22 protein-coding genes are annotated in these 16,647 nt (G+C 63.4%); all 22 read left to right on the top strand.

What is annotated here, in order from left to right; translation table 11 throughout:
• Positions 1-48: 48 nt before the first annotated feature.
• The 22 genes from PWG15_RS05335 (at position 49) to PWG15_RS05440 (ending at position 16,611) form a co-directional block, all read left to right on the top strand.
• Positions 49-600: a hypothetical protein gene (locus PWG15_RS05335; RefSeq protein ID WP_275023444.1), complete on the top strand. Its 552-nt coding sequence runs from the start codon at positions 49-51 to the stop codon at positions 598-600.
• On the top strand, positions 597-1,007 hold the full coding sequence (locus PWG15_RS05340) for a hypothetical protein (RefSeq protein WP_275023445.1): 411 nt from the start codon (positions 597-599) through the stop codon (positions 1,005-1,007). The genes PWG15_RS05335 and PWG15_RS05340 overlap by 4 nt, the downstream gene beginning before the upstream one ends.
• On the top strand, positions 1,004-2,119 hold the full coding sequence (locus tag PWG15_RS05345; protein ID WP_275023446.1) for a DUF7146 domain-containing protein: 1,116 nt from the start codon (positions 1,004-1,006) through the stop codon (positions 2,117-2,119). The genes PWG15_RS05340 and PWG15_RS05345 overlap by 4 nt, the downstream gene beginning before the upstream one ends.
• A gap of 4 nt (positions 2,120-2,123) precedes the next feature.
• On the top strand, positions 2,124-2,447 hold the full coding sequence (locus PWG15_RS05350) for a hypothetical protein (protein ID WP_275023447.1): 324 nt from the start codon (positions 2,124-2,126) through the stop codon (positions 2,445-2,447).
• A gap of 1 nt (position 2,448) precedes the next feature.
• Complete coding sequence (locus PWG15_RS05355; protein ID WP_275024362.1) at positions 2,449-2,721, top strand: DUF2312 domain-containing protein; 273 nt, start codon at positions 2,449-2,451, stop codon at positions 2,719-2,721.
• A gap of 28 nt (positions 2,722-2,749) precedes the next feature.
• The gene (locus PWG15_RS05360) at positions 2,750-2,941 is read left to right on the top strand and encodes a hypothetical protein (RefSeq protein ID WP_275023448.1); all 192 of its coding nucleotides are present in this window, start codon (positions 2,750-2,752) and stop codon (positions 2,939-2,941) included.
• Between the two features lie 21 nt (positions 2,942-2,962).
• Positions 2,963-3,685, top strand: coding sequence for a hypothetical protein (locus tag PWG15_RS05365; RefSeq protein ID WP_275023449.1), 723 nt, complete (start codon positions 2,963-2,965; stop codon positions 3,683-3,685).
• Positions 3,604-4,134 (top strand): hypothetical protein, encoded by a 531-nt coding sequence (locus PWG15_RS05370; protein WP_275023450.1) that lies wholly within the window; start codon positions 3,604-3,606, stop codon positions 4,132-4,134. Before PWG15_RS05365 ends, PWG15_RS05370 begins: the two co-directional genes overlap by 82 nt.
• Positions 4,134-4,532 (top strand): hypothetical protein, encoded by a 399-nt coding sequence (locus tag PWG15_RS05375; protein WP_275023451.1) that lies wholly within the window; start codon positions 4,134-4,136, stop codon positions 4,530-4,532. Before PWG15_RS05370 ends, PWG15_RS05375 begins: the two co-directional genes overlap by 1 nt.
• A 46-nt stretch (positions 4,533-4,578) precedes the next feature.
• The gene (locus PWG15_RS05380; protein WP_275023452.1) at positions 4,579-5,094 is read left to right on the top strand and encodes a Thoeris anti-defense Tad2 family protein; all 516 of its coding nucleotides are present in this window, start codon (positions 4,579-4,581) and stop codon (positions 5,092-5,094) included.
• Positions 5,095-5,137: 43 nt separating this feature from the next.
• Complete coding sequence (locus tag PWG15_RS05385; RefSeq protein ID WP_275023453.1) at positions 5,138-5,476, top strand: Gp49 family protein; 339 nt, start codon at positions 5,138-5,140, stop codon at positions 5,474-5,476.
• Between the two features lie 60 nt (positions 5,477-5,536).
• Positions 5,537-7,447 (top strand): DEAD/DEAH box helicase family protein, encoded by a 1,911-nt coding sequence (locus tag PWG15_RS05390; RefSeq protein ID WP_275023454.1) that lies wholly within the window; start codon positions 5,537-5,539, stop codon positions 7,445-7,447.
• Complete coding sequence (locus PWG15_RS05395; protein WP_275023455.1) at positions 7,444-8,175, top strand: phosphoadenosine phosphosulfate reductase domain-containing protein; 732 nt, start codon at positions 7,444-7,446, stop codon at positions 8,173-8,175. The genes PWG15_RS05390 and PWG15_RS05395 overlap by 4 nt, the downstream gene beginning before the upstream one ends.
• A 101-nt stretch (positions 8,176-8,276) precedes the next feature.
• The gene (locus PWG15_RS05400; RefSeq protein ID WP_275023456.1) at positions 8,277-8,453 is read left to right on the top strand and encodes a hypothetical protein; all 177 of its coding nucleotides are present in this window, start codon (positions 8,277-8,279) and stop codon (positions 8,451-8,453) included.
• A gap of 532 nt (positions 8,454-8,985) precedes the next feature.
• Complete coding sequence (locus PWG15_RS05405) at positions 8,986-9,708, top strand: hypothetical protein (protein WP_275023457.1); 723 nt, start codon at positions 8,986-8,988, stop codon at positions 9,706-9,708.
• 356 nt (positions 9,709-10,064) lie between these two features.
• The gene (locus PWG15_RS05410; RefSeq protein ID WP_275023458.1) at positions 10,065-11,669 is read left to right on the top strand and encodes a hypothetical protein; all 1,605 of its coding nucleotides are present in this window, start codon (positions 10,065-10,067) and stop codon (positions 11,667-11,669) included.
• Positions 11,657-12,148 carry a hypothetical protein gene (locus tag PWG15_RS05415; RefSeq protein ID WP_275023459.1) on the top strand — a complete coding sequence of 164 codons (492 nt, stop codon included), beginning with the start codon at positions 11,657-11,659 and terminating at the stop codon, positions 12,146-12,148. The genes PWG15_RS05410 and PWG15_RS05415 overlap by 13 nt, the downstream gene beginning before the upstream one ends.
• Positions 12,149-12,265: 117 nt before the next feature.
• Positions 12,266-13,885 (top strand): portal protein, encoded by a 1,620-nt coding sequence (locus tag PWG15_RS05420; RefSeq protein WP_275023460.1) that lies wholly within the window; start codon positions 12,266-12,268, stop codon positions 13,883-13,885.
• Positions 13,886-14,266 (top strand): hypothetical protein, encoded by a 381-nt coding sequence (locus PWG15_RS05425; RefSeq protein WP_275023461.1) that lies wholly within the window; start codon positions 13,886-13,888, stop codon positions 14,264-14,266. It abuts the gene before it with no gap.
• Positions 14,263-15,174, top strand: coding sequence for a hypothetical protein (locus tag PWG15_RS05430; protein ID WP_275023462.1), 912 nt, complete (start codon positions 14,263-14,265; stop codon positions 15,172-15,174). Before PWG15_RS05425 ends, PWG15_RS05430 begins: the two co-directional genes overlap by 4 nt.
• A gap of 155 nt (positions 15,175-15,329) precedes the next feature.
• Positions 15,330-16,259, top strand: a complete 930-nt coding sequence (locus tag PWG15_RS05435; RefSeq protein ID WP_275023463.1) for a phage capsid protein — start codon at positions 15,330-15,332, stop codon at positions 16,257-16,259.
• 70 nt (positions 16,260-16,329) lie between these two features.
• On the top strand, positions 16,330-16,611 hold the full coding sequence (locus tag PWG15_RS05440; RefSeq protein WP_275023464.1) for a hypothetical protein: 282 nt from the start codon (positions 16,330-16,332) through the stop codon (positions 16,609-16,611).
• The last annotated feature ends 36 nt before the right edge of the window (positions 16,612-16,647 follow it).

Consider the following 16,647-nt stretch of genomic DNA (forward strand, 5'->3'; position numbering starts at 1 on the left):
CACTACATGCCGATTTGTACCGCGTTCGGCCCTGTTTTCAGGCTGATCATGAATTGTATTGCCGACATCGACGATGCCATCCAAGCCGCCGGCCTCACAGAAGACGAGGTGTTGCGCGCAGCCGGAGCTGGTGCGCGATACCTCTACAACATCCGATATGGATACCGGCCGCTAACGCCGAAGTTCGTCAATCGCATCAAGCAGGCGATCGCCGAGGTCAAGCGCCAGCGCCGGATGGAGGCGCGTGAGAAGGCGACCAACGGCAAGCGGCCGTGGGAAAGCCGATCGGCGGCGCAATACCGCATGGCGATCGCCTTCGTGGCCCATGCCGCCGATGTGAAACCCGCCTTCATCCTGGAAGCGGACCCGGCCAGGCGCGCGACGGCGGATCCGCTGTGGCTGCGCGCCGCCCGGCTGCGTCGCATCGCGCTCTACATCGCCAACCAATACCTGCATGTCGAGCAGGCCGACCTGGCGCGCGCCGCCAGCATGAGCAAGGCCAACGTTTCCTACGCCATGAAGGACGTTGAGGACGATCGGCAGAGCGATGCCGAGATCGAGGCCATCATCCGAGCAGTCGAGGGGGCTTTTGAAGCATGAGCATGCTCGCCGATCAGGCACCCGCCCCCAGCAACTGGTTTCAGCTCCATAGCCGGCCGCCTCAGCGCAAGTGCAATCGCGAATTTCACCGGGCGTTTCGCGCCGTTTGTGCGCTGGCGCCGAGCTTTCTGCCTGAGGCCGAGGGCATCACGTATGCGACGGCCGTGTCGCAGCGCCCGCAACGCCGGGCAACGGAAGACGGCCTTTGGATGCTTTCGTCACGTCTTCGTGGCCTAGCGATCCTCGCCAGCGTTGAGCTGCTGGGCCTTACCCAGGCCGAGGCGAGCCGCGCGGCGCGCATGTCGAGGGCCGCGGTTTCCATCGCCATACGACGCGTCCAGCAGGATCTGCAGCGGCCCCGGATCGAGCGTCTTTATGACGCTGTCGAGCAGAGCCTTTGCCCATGACCCGCGAGAACGATACCCCCCTGGTCAAAGAACAACTGAAGCGCCGGATCGAAAGCCTTTGCGCCAAGCTGCTGCCCGACGGCCGCCGGCAGGGGCGCCTCTGGGTGGCCCACAATCCTGTGACGGCCGATTACAAGCAGAGTGCCGAATTCAAGGTGGCTCTCAATCGAGACACCGGCGCCTGGAAGGATTGGCGGACCGGCGAGAAGGGCGACGTTATCGGCCTGATCCAGTACCTGCACAATTGCGATTTCCGCGAGGCGCTGGACTGGGCTCGCGATTTCCTCGGCATGCGCAACATGTCGTCGGACCAGCGCCGGCGCCTCCAGGTTGAGGCGCGCCAGGCGCAAGAGGATGCCGAGGCGCGTGCGGCCGAAGATCTGCTGAAGCGCATGCGGCAGGCCGAAAAGCTGTGGGAGCGTGGTTTCCAGGACGGCGCAGGCAGTGCGGCCGAAGCCTATGCCCGCCGATATTTCGCCGCCCGCAACGTGCCGCTCGACGAGATCCCGAACCGCGATCGGCAGACGTTCCGGTTTTCGCCGGCCGAGGAATACTGGAAGCGGGCGCAGTTCCGCTACGAGAACGGCCGGAGCGTAAAGGTGCAGAAGGGGCCGGAATATCCGGTGATCCTTTCCGCCATGCGGTTGGCAACCGGGCAGATCGCGGCCGTCCACATGACGTTCCTCGATCCGCTCGGACCCCGCAAGCTGCCGGTTCTGAAAGAAGAGGACGAGAACGCGAAGCTGATGCGCGGCCCCTCAGCCGGCGCCGTCGTGCGCATTTCCCATGGCCCGGAAGGCGAGCCGCCGGAGACCGCGCAGAAAGCCTATCCGCTGATCATGGGCGAAGGCATCGAGACGACGGCCAGCGCTGCGATCGCCGCGCCCGAGGCGCGCGCCTGGGCGGCTGGCAGCCTCGCCAACATGCTTTCGGCGCCGATCTGGCTGCCGTGCGTGTCGTCGATCGTGCTGCTGCGCGACCACTTCAAGCACCACACGACCGAAAAGCAATTCCTGCAGGTGTGCGAAGCGATGGAGCGTTCGGGCAAGCCCTGGACGGCGATCGACAGCCACGTGGGGAACGATTTCAACGACTTGATACAGGAGGAATAGGGCGATGGATGACCTTCCGGAAACCTTCAACCTGCCACCGGAGCTACGCGCGAAGGTCGCAGTGATTACCGACAAATATCGTCTGTCTCTGGCGATGCAGATGGCAGGCGAACTCTCCGATGCCGGCGTCGACATGCCTACCGCGTTTCAGATCACGGTTGGCGAGCTGGTCACTGCCGCCGCCCGCATGGGCATGCTCGGCGCCCTTGGGATCGAGAAGCGGGAGCCCCGCCAGGATCTTTGGATGAAGCGTGCCGCCGAAAGCTTCGATGATGCGCGCAGATGGTTCACGGACTGGCAGGCCAGCGAGGAGCCCGACCTTGGCTGAGATCGGCGACAATTCCAGTGCATTCGGCATTGCCCGGGACCAGCTACGCGCTTTCGTCGAGCGTATCGAGCGCCTGGACGAGGAAGCGAAGTGCCTCAACGACGATCGCAAGGACGTCTATGGCGAGGCCAAGTCGATGGGGTTCGACGTCAAGATCCTGAAAAAAGTTATCGCGATCCGCCGCAAGGACCATGACCAGCGCATGGAAGAGGAGGCGCTTCTCGACACGTATCTGCAGGCCCTCGGCATGGTGCCGGCGGCGGAAGAGGAGTGAGTGAACATGGCAAGGAGAAGGAAAGGCAATGCGCAGAAGTCAGCAAGCGGCAAGCCGCAGATTGTCGACGCGGCGGTTTCGCCGGCAGCAGTGGCACCGGAAGCAGAAGCGGCACTGGATCTCGGTGATAGTGCGGCCGCTGCAGCAGCAGGGCTGCAACACCAGGCTGGAACGCATGATCCGGCGCTCGACAGTGCCGCTGGGAATTCTGGGGGCGTAGCCGATGGGCAAGATACAGAAAATGGTCTGGCCCCAGGGCAAGAACTTGAAACCGCAGCCGAAGGGCAGGGCGCCGGTGCAGCCGATACCGGGACCGAAGCCCCGGAAGACGCCGGCGGAGAAGCGGAAGGATCAGGAGTATCGACTGGCACTCTCGAAGGGGCACTATCCTCGGGGCGAATTGCTGGAACCGCTGGCGTTGAGCCCGTGCCAGTTGGCGATGCCATCGGTGGAATACCTTCAACTGATGGAGGTGCGACAGGAACTGGTGGAAACATTCTTCCTGACGCCGGAGCAGATGGGAGCAAAACCAACATCGTCGAGCACGGTAGCGATGGTCGCAGCACCGAGAATGACGGCGGCGCAGCTGGCGGCGCTGGCAAACTTGATGGTGGCGCCGGCGCCGAGCCGGGAACCGATCGAGGTGACGGAAGCGGAGTACCAGGCACTGGTGAAAACGGCGTCGGCAAGCCAGATCTCGGCCCAGACGCCGGAAATGCTGATGAGCAGTCAGCGCACCTATCGGGGGGCGGTGTTCGTGGTGAAGCCGGAGCCAGCGCCGTTGGAGGGGGAGATCCTGCCTCCGGAGCCGGTGAGCGTGTCGATCTCGAACGATATGGTTTTTCTGAGCAATCCGCCGCTCGATCCGAGGCTGGAGGAAATGTGGGAGAGGCATCGCGAGAGGATCCAGAACGCGAGCGACGCGATGATGGTGGCAGCGATTACCGGTGGCTGGAAGGTGTAGGCTCGGAACGCGTCTCCCCGATCGACGACGCTGTCTCGGCTGCCGAGACGGCCGCCTGGAACGTCGTCGTCTTCCTCGGCAATAACCATCTGTCCGAGCTCGGAAACTTCCGTATCCACGTTCTTACCGGATACGCCGGATCCGCCGGCACCAATGCCATGGCCGAGCTGGTGCGCAAGATCGGCAAGGAACGGGCGACGCCGGAGGTTTGCGCGCAGCAGCTGAAGATCCTCGGCATGCTCGATCATCCGGAGCTGTCGGAGGCCGAGACGCTGATCGTCCAGACCTTCATCAACATCGTCGCCGGGGTGGACGCCTTCGACAAGACCGTGGCTGAGCGGCGGGCTGCTGCCGATCGGCAGCCCGAGGAGCGCAAGCCGATCCCCATCGAGGATACGACCATGGAGACCGTCGACGACGCCATGGCGACTTGGGGAGGGCGTGGCTGATGGGCAAGCTCAGAGAGGCGGCCGGCCGAATGGTCGACCAGATGGAAGCTCATAGTGGCGGCGATCGCCGTCGTGAGGCTGCGAAGGCGCGGCTTCAGCACCATGCCGCAGAGGCCGAGGTTGCGCGTGAGGAACTGCGCCGATCAACGCAGCCCTTTCTTACCGGTGACCTGGTCGAGCTGAAGTCCGGCGGCTTTCAGATGATGGTCGAGGGCGTCGATCAGCGCTGCGGCGAGGATTATTGGACCGTCCACCTCGTCTGGAACACGTTCATCGACCGCGCTGAAATCTCCCGCGACAGCTTGCCGTCGAGCTGCCTGCAACTGGTGCCGATCGTCGATGGTCGGTTCCGTCCGACGCGCAGCAGTCGTGACCTGGACACCGATATCCCGTTCTGACCATCCCGGCCGGCAATGGTGCCGGCCGCAACACGAGGAGAAGAGCATGAAAAACTACTACGGCACAAAGCTTGTCACCGCCCTGGCGATGACGCGGCTTGCGTACAATGACTATCGTGGCTGGCAGCTGCCGACGGATGAGAATGGCGCCGATGAAGGCTACCTGGTCGAGTACCAGGACGGCGGCGCCGGCAATCATCCGAACCACGCTGGCTATATCTCCTGGTCTCCCAAGGCGCAATTCGACGCGGCGTATCAGCCGACTGGAGCCATGTCGTTCGGCCACGCCCTCGCTGCGCTGAAGGCCGGCGAGCGCGTTGCCCGTGCAGGTTGGAACGGCAAGGGCATGTGGCTCGCGCTCAGTGGGCCGAACGGACCGCGAGAAATCGCCTACGAAAACTTCTGGTCAAGGCACGCCAGCGAGTATGCCCGCCTGAATGGCGGATCTGCGGCCGTGTTGCCTTGCATCATCATGAAGACTGCAACCGGCGAGATCCTGATGGGCTGGCTCGCCAGCCAGACCGACATGCTCGCCGACGACTGGACGATCGTCGAGGACTGAACCCGGCCCGGCATTTGGTGCCGGCCACAACGAGGAGAAGAGCATGAAAGATGAAGACGCCATCGAGCGGGAAATCCAGAGCAAGGGGCTCAATGCGCCGCGGCTGACGCCGACGCGCATCGATGCCGTGATCGCATCCGAGCAGTATCACGTCTTCCCGGGCACCACGCTGACCGTCTGCGCTCTGACGCTGCGGAATGGGTTCAACGTGACCGGCGAGAGCGCGGCCGCCAGCCCGGAAAACTTCGACGAGGAAATCGGCCGAAAGATCGCCCGCGAAAATGCTCGCAACAAGATCTGGGCGCTGGAAGGCTACCTGTTGAAGCAGTGGCTGCACGAAGGCGCCGGAGACTACGTGGCCGCGAGCGAAATCGGCTTCTGACCCATGCCCGCGGCGCCAGACGAGGGGCGCCGCGGTTTCCATTCCAGATGCGGGCTGACAATGACCAGGAAAACAAAAGAACAGCGCGGCGTTGCGGCCGTGCGGGCCAAGGTGCTCGATGGGCTCGAAGATCTGGAAGAGGCAAGGGACCTTTCCGATCCGGATCCGAACAATAACCGCGACGGCATCAAGGCGGGCCAGTGGGAAGGTTTTCCCCACGGCAAGATGCCGCCGGGCTGCCCGATCACTGTGCTCGGCATGAAGGGCGAAACGGTCTATGTGATCTCGGCGACCGGCTTCCTCTATGAGGTTTCCAAGTGGGATCACCCGACGCTGGTCAAGCTCTTCTCTCCCTATGTCAACTATCTGAAGTGGGCCTGGCCGGCCTTCACCAAGGCCAAGACTGAAGAAGATGGCACTGTGATCCCGCCGAAGGTCGATCGCGTTGCGCGCGACAAGGCTGTAGAGGCCATTATCGCCGAGGCCGGCCGGCGCGGCACCTTCGACCCCTCGGAGAACGTGCGCGGCCGCGGCGGCTGGAAGAGCGGCGACAATTTCGTCTGGCACTCCGGCAAATACCTGTTCTCGACCGACATCAAGCAGGGCATCGCCGTTAAGCCCGATGTCATGCGGATGAAGCCGGGCGAGCACGAGGGCTATTTCTACGCCCAGGACAGCGACACGATGCGGCCGTGGAAGACGACGATCGAGACGCGGGACAGTCCGGCGCACGAAATCCTGCAGCATCTCAAGACGTGGAACTGGGAACGCGGCTATATCGACCCGATCTTCACGCTGGGCTGGATCTGTGACGCCTTTCTTTCCGGCGCGCTCGACCAGCGGCCGATCATCTTCGTGACTGGCGGCCCTGGTACCGGTAAATCGGCGCTGCAGCGCTATATCCGATCGCTCTATGAGAACACGATTTTCGCGACCTCGAACACGACGGCCGCCGGCATCTATCAGACCATGGGCCACGATAGCCGGCCGATCGCCGTCGACGAATTCGAGCGCACGGCCAATTCGCACAAGCAGACCGCCATCATCGAGATCGCGCGCCAGGCCTATTCCGGCGACAAGGGCTATCGCGGCGGCTCGGACGGCTCGTCCAGCCAGTTCGAGCTGAACAACGCCTTCATGTTCACCGCGATCCTGAAGCCGCATATGGAGCAGCAGGACAAGACGCGCATGGCGATCATGCAGCTGAACCCGCTAAGGGCCCATGGCGAGCGGCCGATCGTGAAGGACTTTTGGGGCCGGCAACTGCTTCGCCAGGTGATGGACGGTTACCACGATTTCGTGACGCGGATCCTGCCGAAGTGGCGCGAGATCCTTTCCGACGATCGTCTGCGCTTCGACAGCCGCGCGATCGACACCTACGGCACCTTGCTCGCCGGCGCCGAGTTGCTGGTGGGTGAAGTCGGCATGATTGACGGCGGGTTTCCAGCAACGAGCGACGGCAGCGGAAAAATCGATATCCACTATCTCAAGGACATCCTCGAAGTCGCCACCTCGGCCGAGCGCGCCAACCAGCTGCCGAAATGGCAGGACGTCATCGAGCGGATCCTTGGCTGCAAGCTCGACGCTTATAAGAGTGGTGAGCGCCTTACCGTGGGCGCGGTCATCGAGCAGCTTGAGGACACTGGGCGTAGTGAGTTCGATATCATCGATGCCCGCGCCCGCCTGGCGCTGCTCGGCCTCGGCATACGGGATATCCCGAAGAACGATGAAAACAATCCCTGCGGCGGCTATGCGCTGGCGATCCCGATGAGCGACGTCAATCTGAACAAGCTCTTTGCCGATAGCGAGTTTGCGAATGGCGGCTGGACTGACGCGCTGCACCTCGGCCCGCAGGAGATCATTCCCCGCGGCCTGGCGAAGGCCATGAAGACGGTAAAGATTAACCGCGCCTCGAAGACGTGCGTGCTCGTCGACCTGCAGGCATATGACGCGTGGGTGGACCGGGAATGATCGAGAACCTGATCGAGCGCGGCGCGCTGTTCGTCATAAACCACAGCGCCGGCAAAGACAGCCAGGCCATGACGATCAGGCTGCGCAAGCTGGTGCCGGCCGAGCAGATGCTCGTCATCCATGCGGATCTCGGCGAGGTCGAATGGCGTGGCAACATCGAGCACATCAAGTCGACGATCGGCGATCTGCCGCTGATCGTTTGCCGCAATGAAAACCGGACGTTCCTCGACATGGTCGAGCAGCGCGGCATGTGGCCAAGCCCGAGCCAGCGCCAATGCACCAGCGACCAAAAGCGCAATCCCATCGAGCGTGAAATCCGCCGCTATCTGAAGGCCAAGCCCCAGTTCGGCGGCCTGGTCGTCAATTGCATGGGGATCCGCGCGGCAGAGAGCCCGGCCCGCAGCAAGCAGACACCGTTCCGCAAGGTGGATGGGAACAGCCTCGGCGGCCGCGAGTGGTATAACTGGCTACCCATCTTCGAGCTTTCAACCGAGGAGGTCTTTGCGGCGATCGCGGCGGCCGGCGAGGTGCCGCACTGGGCCTATGCCGGCGGCATGTCGCGCCTCTCCTGCGTGTTCTGCATTATGGCGAGCCGTGCTGATCTGCGCACCGCCGCGGCGCTCAATCCCGATCTGTATCGTCGTTATGTCGAGCTGGAGAAGCGGATCGGCCACACGATGTCGATGGAGCGCCGGCCGCTGGAAGAGGTGACGGGCATCCCAGTCTGAACCCTGACCCCGCCAGCGCAACACAGCGGCCCGCCAGAGCGATTTGGCGGGCCTTTCCTTGTCTTCCCTTGCCCGCGCCCCGCTGCTAGCGTGCCGGTCGCATGATTGACCTCATTTGGATAGCCGTCTTCACCGCCTTTAGCGCCGCCTGGTTCGTCGCCAGCGGCTATCTGTCCTATGCCTGGTCGAACGGCGATGAGCGCACCAGGACGCGCTTCCATGGGCTGATGCTGACCCTCTACTTCGTCGCGGCCTATCTGCTCTTCAACAATTGGTGACCCACGCCCTGTCGCATTTGCGGCAGCGTTTCCGCCCCATACCTCCTTCTCATTTAACTCTCTTCCCCCGCCCCGGAGGGGAGAAAAGCGGAGCCCGCGCCAGCGTTGGAGCCAGCGAGCGGCTATCGGCGACCGCTGGTCGCGTCCGCCTCGCTGGCTCGCCACGATATGTCAGCGCAAGTGAGGCGCGAGCACTTAACGCAGTCGGGGCCGTGTACAGGATGCGGGGTGGCGGTGCATTCCGCTGCGACGGGTGCGGGTGGTTACCACCGGTTACCCAACGGTTACCAGAGCGGTAACCGCGATATCTCAACGAAAACAGAGGCTTGTTGTGTCGGTTACCGGGTTGGCGATGAATAGAGGCTTTTTCACGCGCGCGCGTGTGCGATACGCGTAAAGGGGAAACCGGTAACCGGGTAACCGAGATATATAAATCTCTGATTTCTTTAGAGATATGCGGTTGGCGCAACGGTTACCGGCAACGGAATTCGGCTTTGGCCGGTAACCGGAATAAACAAATAGGGAAATAGCCGTGAGCGGTGAAAACGAGCAAAATCAGGGGCTTCGAGAGGCACACCCACCGGCCGATTTTTCCGGCGCTGGCGCCGATCGGCCCGGCCTCGACGTTGATCCGGACCGATCGGCGAAGGTCGGGGCGACGAAAGCCCTGGCGGAAGCCGCCATGACCGGCCTCGCCCAGCAGCTGGCGGCCGCCGAGCCCGAGGCCGACCAGCCATCGCTGATGTTCGACCAGGACGAGACCGCCTGTCTCTTCCGTGGCCCTGTGGCGCATGTCGCGAACATACGTGATGCCGCCAAGCGGGGTAGGGGACGGCCTCCCGGCAGCCAGAACAAGCGCTCCACCGATCTCGCGAACTACCTGCTATCCATGGGTTATCGCGATCCAGCCCTCAACCTTGCCGACCTGGCCAACGCTGATCCTCTGGCTCTGGCGCTGGAGCTGACGGGCGTGCCGCTGGCCGATGGCGTCGAGCCTCGCGAGATGATGGCCGCAGCGATCCACGCGGGCGCGCTCAAGCGGGCGGACATGTACGAGGCGATCGTGAAGGCGCAGGCCATGATCGCCGATGCCAACGCCGAGCTGATGCCCTACTTCCATGCGAAGAAGCCGCAGGCTATTCAGGTCGACAAGACGCTTCGCGGGTTCATGGTCTTTGGCGAGATGCCGGAGGCCGAGCAGCGCCGGGAGACGCTGGATCTCCGGCCGATCGGCAGCAGCGAAAAAGGCCAATGAATTCAATGGCCCGTCATCCGACATTTAGCCGTCCGACATTTCGACCGCTAAGCCGTTGAATTTCCTAGACCGCGAATGATGCTAAATCAGTGACGGCCTTTCTGGCTCGGCCCTTTTCCCGGCGGAAAAGCGGCTGGCCTATCTCCTCGTACGCGGGCGGGCGCGCGTCGCGCGAGGCGGGGCGGCGGCCAGCGACCTTGAAACTTTGGCGGCGAGCCCCCTCCATGGGGGTCGCGGCTCACACACACGACCCTTTTGCCCATTGCCTGACTGAACCACTGGCGGCCGAACCTAACCTTCTGAGGACCGGAGGGGCGCGGGCGCGGGGCCCCGCCCAATCGCAAGGGTATCGGGTTATGGGTTTTGACGTTCAGTTTCGGAAGCCGGCGGGGCCGGTGGCGGGCGCCTACACGCGATCGCGCGGCCCGATCGATATCATCATGGGCCCGGCCGGGTCGGGCAAAACCGTCGCCAGCTGCGAAAAGGGGCCAAGGCTAGCCGCCGAATACATGCCGGTCTGCAAGGATGGCTGGGTGCGGTTCAAGATCGCCTGCGTCCGCGATACCTATCGCGACTTCGCCCGAACGGCGCTCGCTTCCTGGTATGAGATGTTTCCGATCGGGAACCCGTTTCAGGTGAGCCACGAGGGCGGCCAGGATCGCCCAGTTAAGCACCGCATGCAGTGGGAAGCATTGCGCGGGCGAGACTTGATCAAGGTCGATTTCATGTTTGAAACCGGCGCGATCGGCGACCACAACGTCGAGCAATTCATCAAGGGTTACGAGCTTTCTGCCGGCTGGGGCAACGAAGTCGATCTGCTGGATCCGCGTGTGCCTGGTCTGATGTTTCAGCGAACCGGCCGCTATCCGCCGGTGAAGGATATCGCCGACAGCGAGCTGCAGCGGGTGTCGCGCGAAGGGCGAGAGGCCATGCGCAAGATGGGCCTCACGGTCTCTGAGGGAGAGATCGTCCTGCCGCGCGTTTTCTTTGGCGACATGAACCCTCCGGACATCGATCATCCGATCCTCGTCGAGTGCGGTTATGGCGAGCATGCGGAGAAGAAAAACCCGGCCTACAACCTGTTTCACCAACCTGGTGGGCTTGATCCCGCGGCCGAAAATCCGGTCGGCAAGCCGCGTTCCTCCTATGAGCTTGAGGCTGCAACTCAGCCCGAACACATCGTCCGGCGAATGGTCCACGGGCTGCCTGGTTATGCGCAGGACGGCAAGCCGGTTTATCCGGAGTTCAACCAGCGGGTCCATGTGTCGCAGCAGAACATCGAGCCGACGCAGGGCCTCGGCCTCACGGTCGGCATCGACGCCGGCGGCTCACCGGCCGCGACGATCGGGCAGCCGCAGCCGAACGGACAGGATCGTCTGCTCGCCGAGCTCGTCACCGAACCGGGCACCGGCCCTTCGCGGTTCGGCTCGATGCTGATCGAGCTGCTGCTGCAGCGCTTCCCGGGCCTGCCAATCCTCGGCGTATGGGCGGACCCGGCGGCCTTCATGGGCGGCGATACAGCCACCGGCGAATTCAACTGGGTGATGACGGTGCAGGGTATCGTCCGCATGCCGATCATGCCGGCGCCCTCGAACGAACCCGGGATCCGCCAGGAGGCGGTGCGCTGGGGGCTCACGGGCATGATCGACGGCCTGGTGCCGCGCTACCTGATCGATCCTCGCTGCAAGAAAATGGTTGGCGGCTTTGCGGCGCACTACAAGCTCACGAAGCTCGCCAGCGCCGGCGGTACTGACAAGCTTGCCGTCGTCAAGAACGAGTATTCGCACCCTCACGACGCCGAGCAGTATCGCGTGCTCGGCTATCGCGGCCTGGCGAACGTAATTTCGAGCGCAGCCCGATCGGCCCTGCCTGGCAATGTCATGAGCCTGCAGGAACAGCGCCAGCGCCGTGAGGCCGAGGCGCGGCCGCGGCCGGGTGATTTCAGCGTATGGGACGTCTGACGGTTCGATCGCCGGCGGATTATTCGGACTGCCTCACGTGCGCGGGCGGGCGCTCGCTCGCGCGTAAGGCGGCGATCTGGATGCGCAACAACGGAGACAGCGTTGCGATCTTCCACGTCGAAGAGCTTTTGGCCGTCGTCTACCTGGTGCCCGACCAGGCGGGGCGCCGGGAATTCTGCCTGGTCATCCGTCCTGCCGCCCGGGTGCATATCGGAAAGCTCTGCAAGCTGGCGCACTCAACGCTCAAGGCGATGGCCGATCATGGCGTCGTGGTGTTCTGCCGCGTGATGCCGGGCAACCGGACGGGAACGCGAATGGCGCACCTCACGGGCTTCACGCCCGCGGGCGATGAGTGGCTTTTCGAAGGGGTGAGCGATGCAGGCGGTGAAGGGACTGTTCGGCGGCGGCGGGGACAATGGGGCTGCTGCTGCCAAGAAAGAGGCGGAGAAGAGCCGGCAGCTGCAGGCGGTAGCGAATGATCGCCAGCTTTCGGAGCTGAACCGGAACGACAAGGCCGTGGCCGCGACCCGCAAGGCGCCCCGCGGCCGTCGCCTGTTCGAGGATGGCTCCGAGGCGCTGGCTGGGACGCTTGCCTAATGCGGGGCGATTATCGCGTCGACGTCCAGAAGCACCGGACGCGGGTCAACAATACCTGGGGGGCGCGGTCCGGTTGGACCCGCATCTACCAGGACGCCTACGATTACGCGATCCCCATGCGTCGCCCTTCGGGCGGCGCCAATGGCCGCCCCAGCCAGCCCGATCGCCTCTTCGACATGACAGCGCCGACCTCGGCCATGTACTTCGCTGGCAACCTGCAGCGTGATCTCTTCCCTGCCGGGCAGCCGGCCTTCGAACTCGAAACCGGACCGCTTGCGGCAATGGTGCTTGCGCCAGATGACAAGAAGCGCTTCGATCGGGAGCTTTCGCGAACGTCGAGCCTTATCCACCCGTTCTTCCTGGCAGGCGACTGGGACACCGCGATCCACGAAATGTGCGTGGATTTGGCGGTCGGGACCGGTGCGTTGCTGCCGGTCAAGGGCAAGTCTGCGAACAACCCCATTCAGTTCGCCTGCCTGCCGTTCGACGAGCTGGCGATCTCGGCCGACGGCTTCGGTGCGGTCGACCTGGTCGACTGGAAAACCCAGATGACCGCTGACCAGATCGTCAGCCAATGGCCTGAAAACAGCAGGTTGCCAGAGGGGTTCAAGGAAAAAGCGGTCACCAAGCCTTCCGACACGTACACGGTCAATCAGACCTGGTGGAAGGATCCAGTGGCCGGCTGGCACTTCGGCGTGATGCTCGACACGTCCACCGAGTTGCTGTGGCACGAGCGCTACCGTACGCAGCCGATCGCCGTCGCGCGCTACTACCGCGTGCCAGGTGAAGCCTACGGCCGCGGCGTCGTGCTGACGGCTCTGCCATCGATCAAGACCGTGAACAAGGCCCAGGAACTGGCGCTCAAAAGTGCTGCAATTTCCATGCTTGGCATTTGGGGCTATCGCGCCGGCGGCACCTTCAATCCGAACACGGTTCGGCTTGGCCCCGGGGAGTTCTGGGCGATGCAGTCGACGGGCGGCATGCTCGGCCCGGACGTTTCGCGCCTCGACAGCGCCAGCGGCAATCTCAACGTCGCCCAGATGTTGATCGGCGAGCAGCAAAACCAGATCAAGGCGGCGATGTTCGATACCCGTCTGCCGGATTACCAGGGCACGCCTCGCTCTGCTTCGGAGATGGCCGCGCGCCTTCAGCAGCGGGCGAACATCCACATTGGTGCGTTCGGCCGCCTGGTCAACGAGATCATGCCGGTGGTCGTTCCGCGCGTCGCCGAGATCCTGTTCGAGTTCAACATGCTGCCGATGGTGCAGCAGGTCGACGATCTCCTGGTCTCGGTCAAGGTCAAGTCGCCGATGCAGGCGGCATTGAACGCTGACCGCATCGCAGCCATCGCCAACTATCACGATTTTGTCGTTGCGTTCGCTGGGCCGGAGCGCGCCCAGTTGCACCTCAAGCAGACGGAAGTCCTCGATCGCGTGGCCGAGGGGCTGCAGATCGACAAGGATCTGATCCCAGACGAGGACGAGCGCAAGGTGATCGAGGAGCAGATCGCGGAACAGCAGCGGCAGCAGCTGGCGATGATGATGGCAGCGGAGGCCGCCAAGCAGGCACCTGGCGCGATAAAGGATGTTGCCGTCGCCGAGATGCGGAGGGCCGCGTAAGTGTCCGGTCCGTTCATTCCGCCCCGCGCCGGCCAGCCCTTTGACCTGCTCGAGCAAGGCGCCGCCGGCAACGGCTGGGAAGGCGTCGAGGAGCTGTTCAAGCCGTTCCTGCAGACCGGCAATCTCCAGCCAGCCGACGAAGTCGCCAAGTTCATGGCCGCTCTCCGGCGCACGCCGCAAGGCCTCGCGATGTTCGAATGGATGATGGACATTTCCCTTCGACAGCCGCTGCGTGTCGTCGGCAATACCATCGAGCAAACGGCCCTGAACGCCTCGGTGCGGCAGGGCATCAACGGTTATGCCGAGGCGGTTCTGAACGCCATCGCCCACGGCGAAAAGCTCATGAAGCAAACCAAACCCCAGAATGGAGCTGGAGAATGAAGACTTTTCTTGATCGCCTGACTTTCAATGCGGCTGACGCCGGGGCCGGCGCAGCAGCCGTTCCTGCAGCAGCTGCACCCGTTCCGGCCGCCGGCACTCCTCCCGCTGGCACAGAAACCCCGCCGGCTCCATCGGCGGCGGCAGCTCCACCGGCGGGCGCCGGCGATCCGCCCGCCGGTGGAGCTTTCTATCGTCCGGACGGCCTGGCCCAGCACATGCTTGGCAAGGACCAAAACGAGACCATGGACAACATGCACAAGGCCTTGGAGGGCTATCGCACGCGGGATGCCAGCAACGGCGTGCCGGAAAGCTCCGAGGCTTACGGGCAGTTCACCGGTGAGATCCCGGAGGCAATCAAGCCGCACCTCGACACGCTGACAGCGGATCCGCTTTTCGGTCGCGTTGCCACCAAGGCGCTCGAACTGAAGGTGCCGGTCGCTACCTATCAGGCGTTGACGCAAGAATTTCTGTCTGTGTCCAACGAGATGGGGATGATGGAGCCCGTCGTTGACGCGGCTGCCGAGCGGGCGGCTCTGACGCCGGACGCAGCCAAGCATCTCCCGGACGCCGAGCAGCAGCGGGCGCGCGAGCAGCGAATGAACGATAATTACGCCTTCGTCGACGGTTTGGTCACCAGGGGGCTGACAACCAAGGACGACGCCGAGTTCGCCAAGGCGATGCTCGGTGATACCGCCAAGGGACACCGGTTCTTCGAAAGCATGCGCAAGCTTGCGGCTGGCGGCGAGGGCGGTGGTCCTGCTCTCGGTCATCAGCCCAGCCCCGCAGATCCGAAGGGCGATATCCAGCGCCGGCAGGCGTTGCCCGAAAACACCTGGGGCGATCCCAAGTTCAACCAGCAGAGTTACGATCAGCTTCAGGCAGACCTTCGCCGAACATATGGCGATTAGTCCACACTGAACGGCTTCCGGCCGGTGGCAGCATTCGAAGCGCTACCGGACGGGAGCGACCTGGAACAACCGCTGGCTATCCTTCACCGGACCCGGCGGCTCCGGCTAATCGGCCCTCACGGTGATTTCGTCCATCACTCATAGAGGGTCTACACATGCCTGTTTCCACATGGTTCCGCGAAGAGATCAAGGGTCTCGTTCGTGCCCGCTACCAGGCCAAGGGCGGTTATCTCGACGACACGATGCTCAAGGGCGAAAGCTCTGCCGGCACGGTCAAGTACCCGGTTGGCGGCGGCCGGGTCGAAATGTACGAGCTGACCGGCGCGATCAACAAGGTGTCGCCCAGCAATGTCAGCCTCGACATGGTGACGCTCGTCACCAAGGACTACGAGGCCTCCGTCTACTTCCGCATGCAGGATGAGAAGCGCATGGGGCCTAGCCTCAAGGCGAAACTCGCCGACGATCTCACCAAGGCACAGCGTCGGAAAAAGGATCGGATCAAGCTCGACGCCCTCGATCTCTTTGCTACGGGCGGCGCCGCGCTGACCGATGCGCCGAACGCGGTGCAGACGATCGGCGACGGCACCCAGCGCGTTGACCTGCTCAATGCGATTGAGGCAATCGACCAGATCTCCGGCGCTGGATCCGATGATGAGGTCTTTTGGCCGATCCCGAATGTCTGGATGTCGCAGCTCCTGATGTACAAGGAATTCTCCAATTCCGATTACATGGGGCCGGCCGACCTGCCGTTCGCGAAGGCGAGCAAGGTCATCCGGAAGACGTTCCGCGGTGTCCACATGTTCAGCATTCCGGACGAGTACTTCACCTATGGTACCGGCGCCTTCGTGCCCGGCACCCCCGGCTTCACCGGGTCCGGCTACCTCGACACCTTCATGTACACGAAGGAAGCCATCGGCTCGGAGACCTGGTGGGACCAGGAGAACATGACCATGGAGCCACTGCCTGATTACGAAGGCACGCCCTACGTCTGCAAGGTGCAGCTCTCCAGCGCCTCGATCGGCATTCTGCCGGAAGGCGTCAAGCGCGTCCGCAACCTCGCCATCAAGTCGGCGATCCGCGTCTAGCGGTGCTCCGCCGCTTCGGCGGCGGTCGCCTCGTCTGCAGCAACGCTTCAAAGCCACAGAGGTTATCACCATGGCTCACGTTCCTACCCAGCTCCGGCGCTCGAATTCGATCACGCTTTCGGGCAACCGGAAAATTCATACCTTCGACTATGCGACCGACCACACCAAGGCGGAAATGTTGGCGGCCGGCTACTTCAATGCCAGCCGCGCGGCACTGGCCGTGTCGTCGATCATAAACGCGGTCGCCGACGTCGACGGCACGTCCGAGTACGTCCGGATCAAGGTCGCAACCGTTCCGTCGAGCGGCAACGTCACTGTGACCGATGTCACCGGCGACACCACGCCGGATTGATCCGGCCCGCTTCGCACTCAACGCGGGACCGCGGCC

It is taken from the genome of Ensifer adhaerens (genome assembly GCF_028993555.1).
GTDB lineage: Bacteria > Pseudomonadota > Alphaproteobacteria > Rhizobiales > Rhizobiaceae > Ensifer > Ensifer adhaerens_I.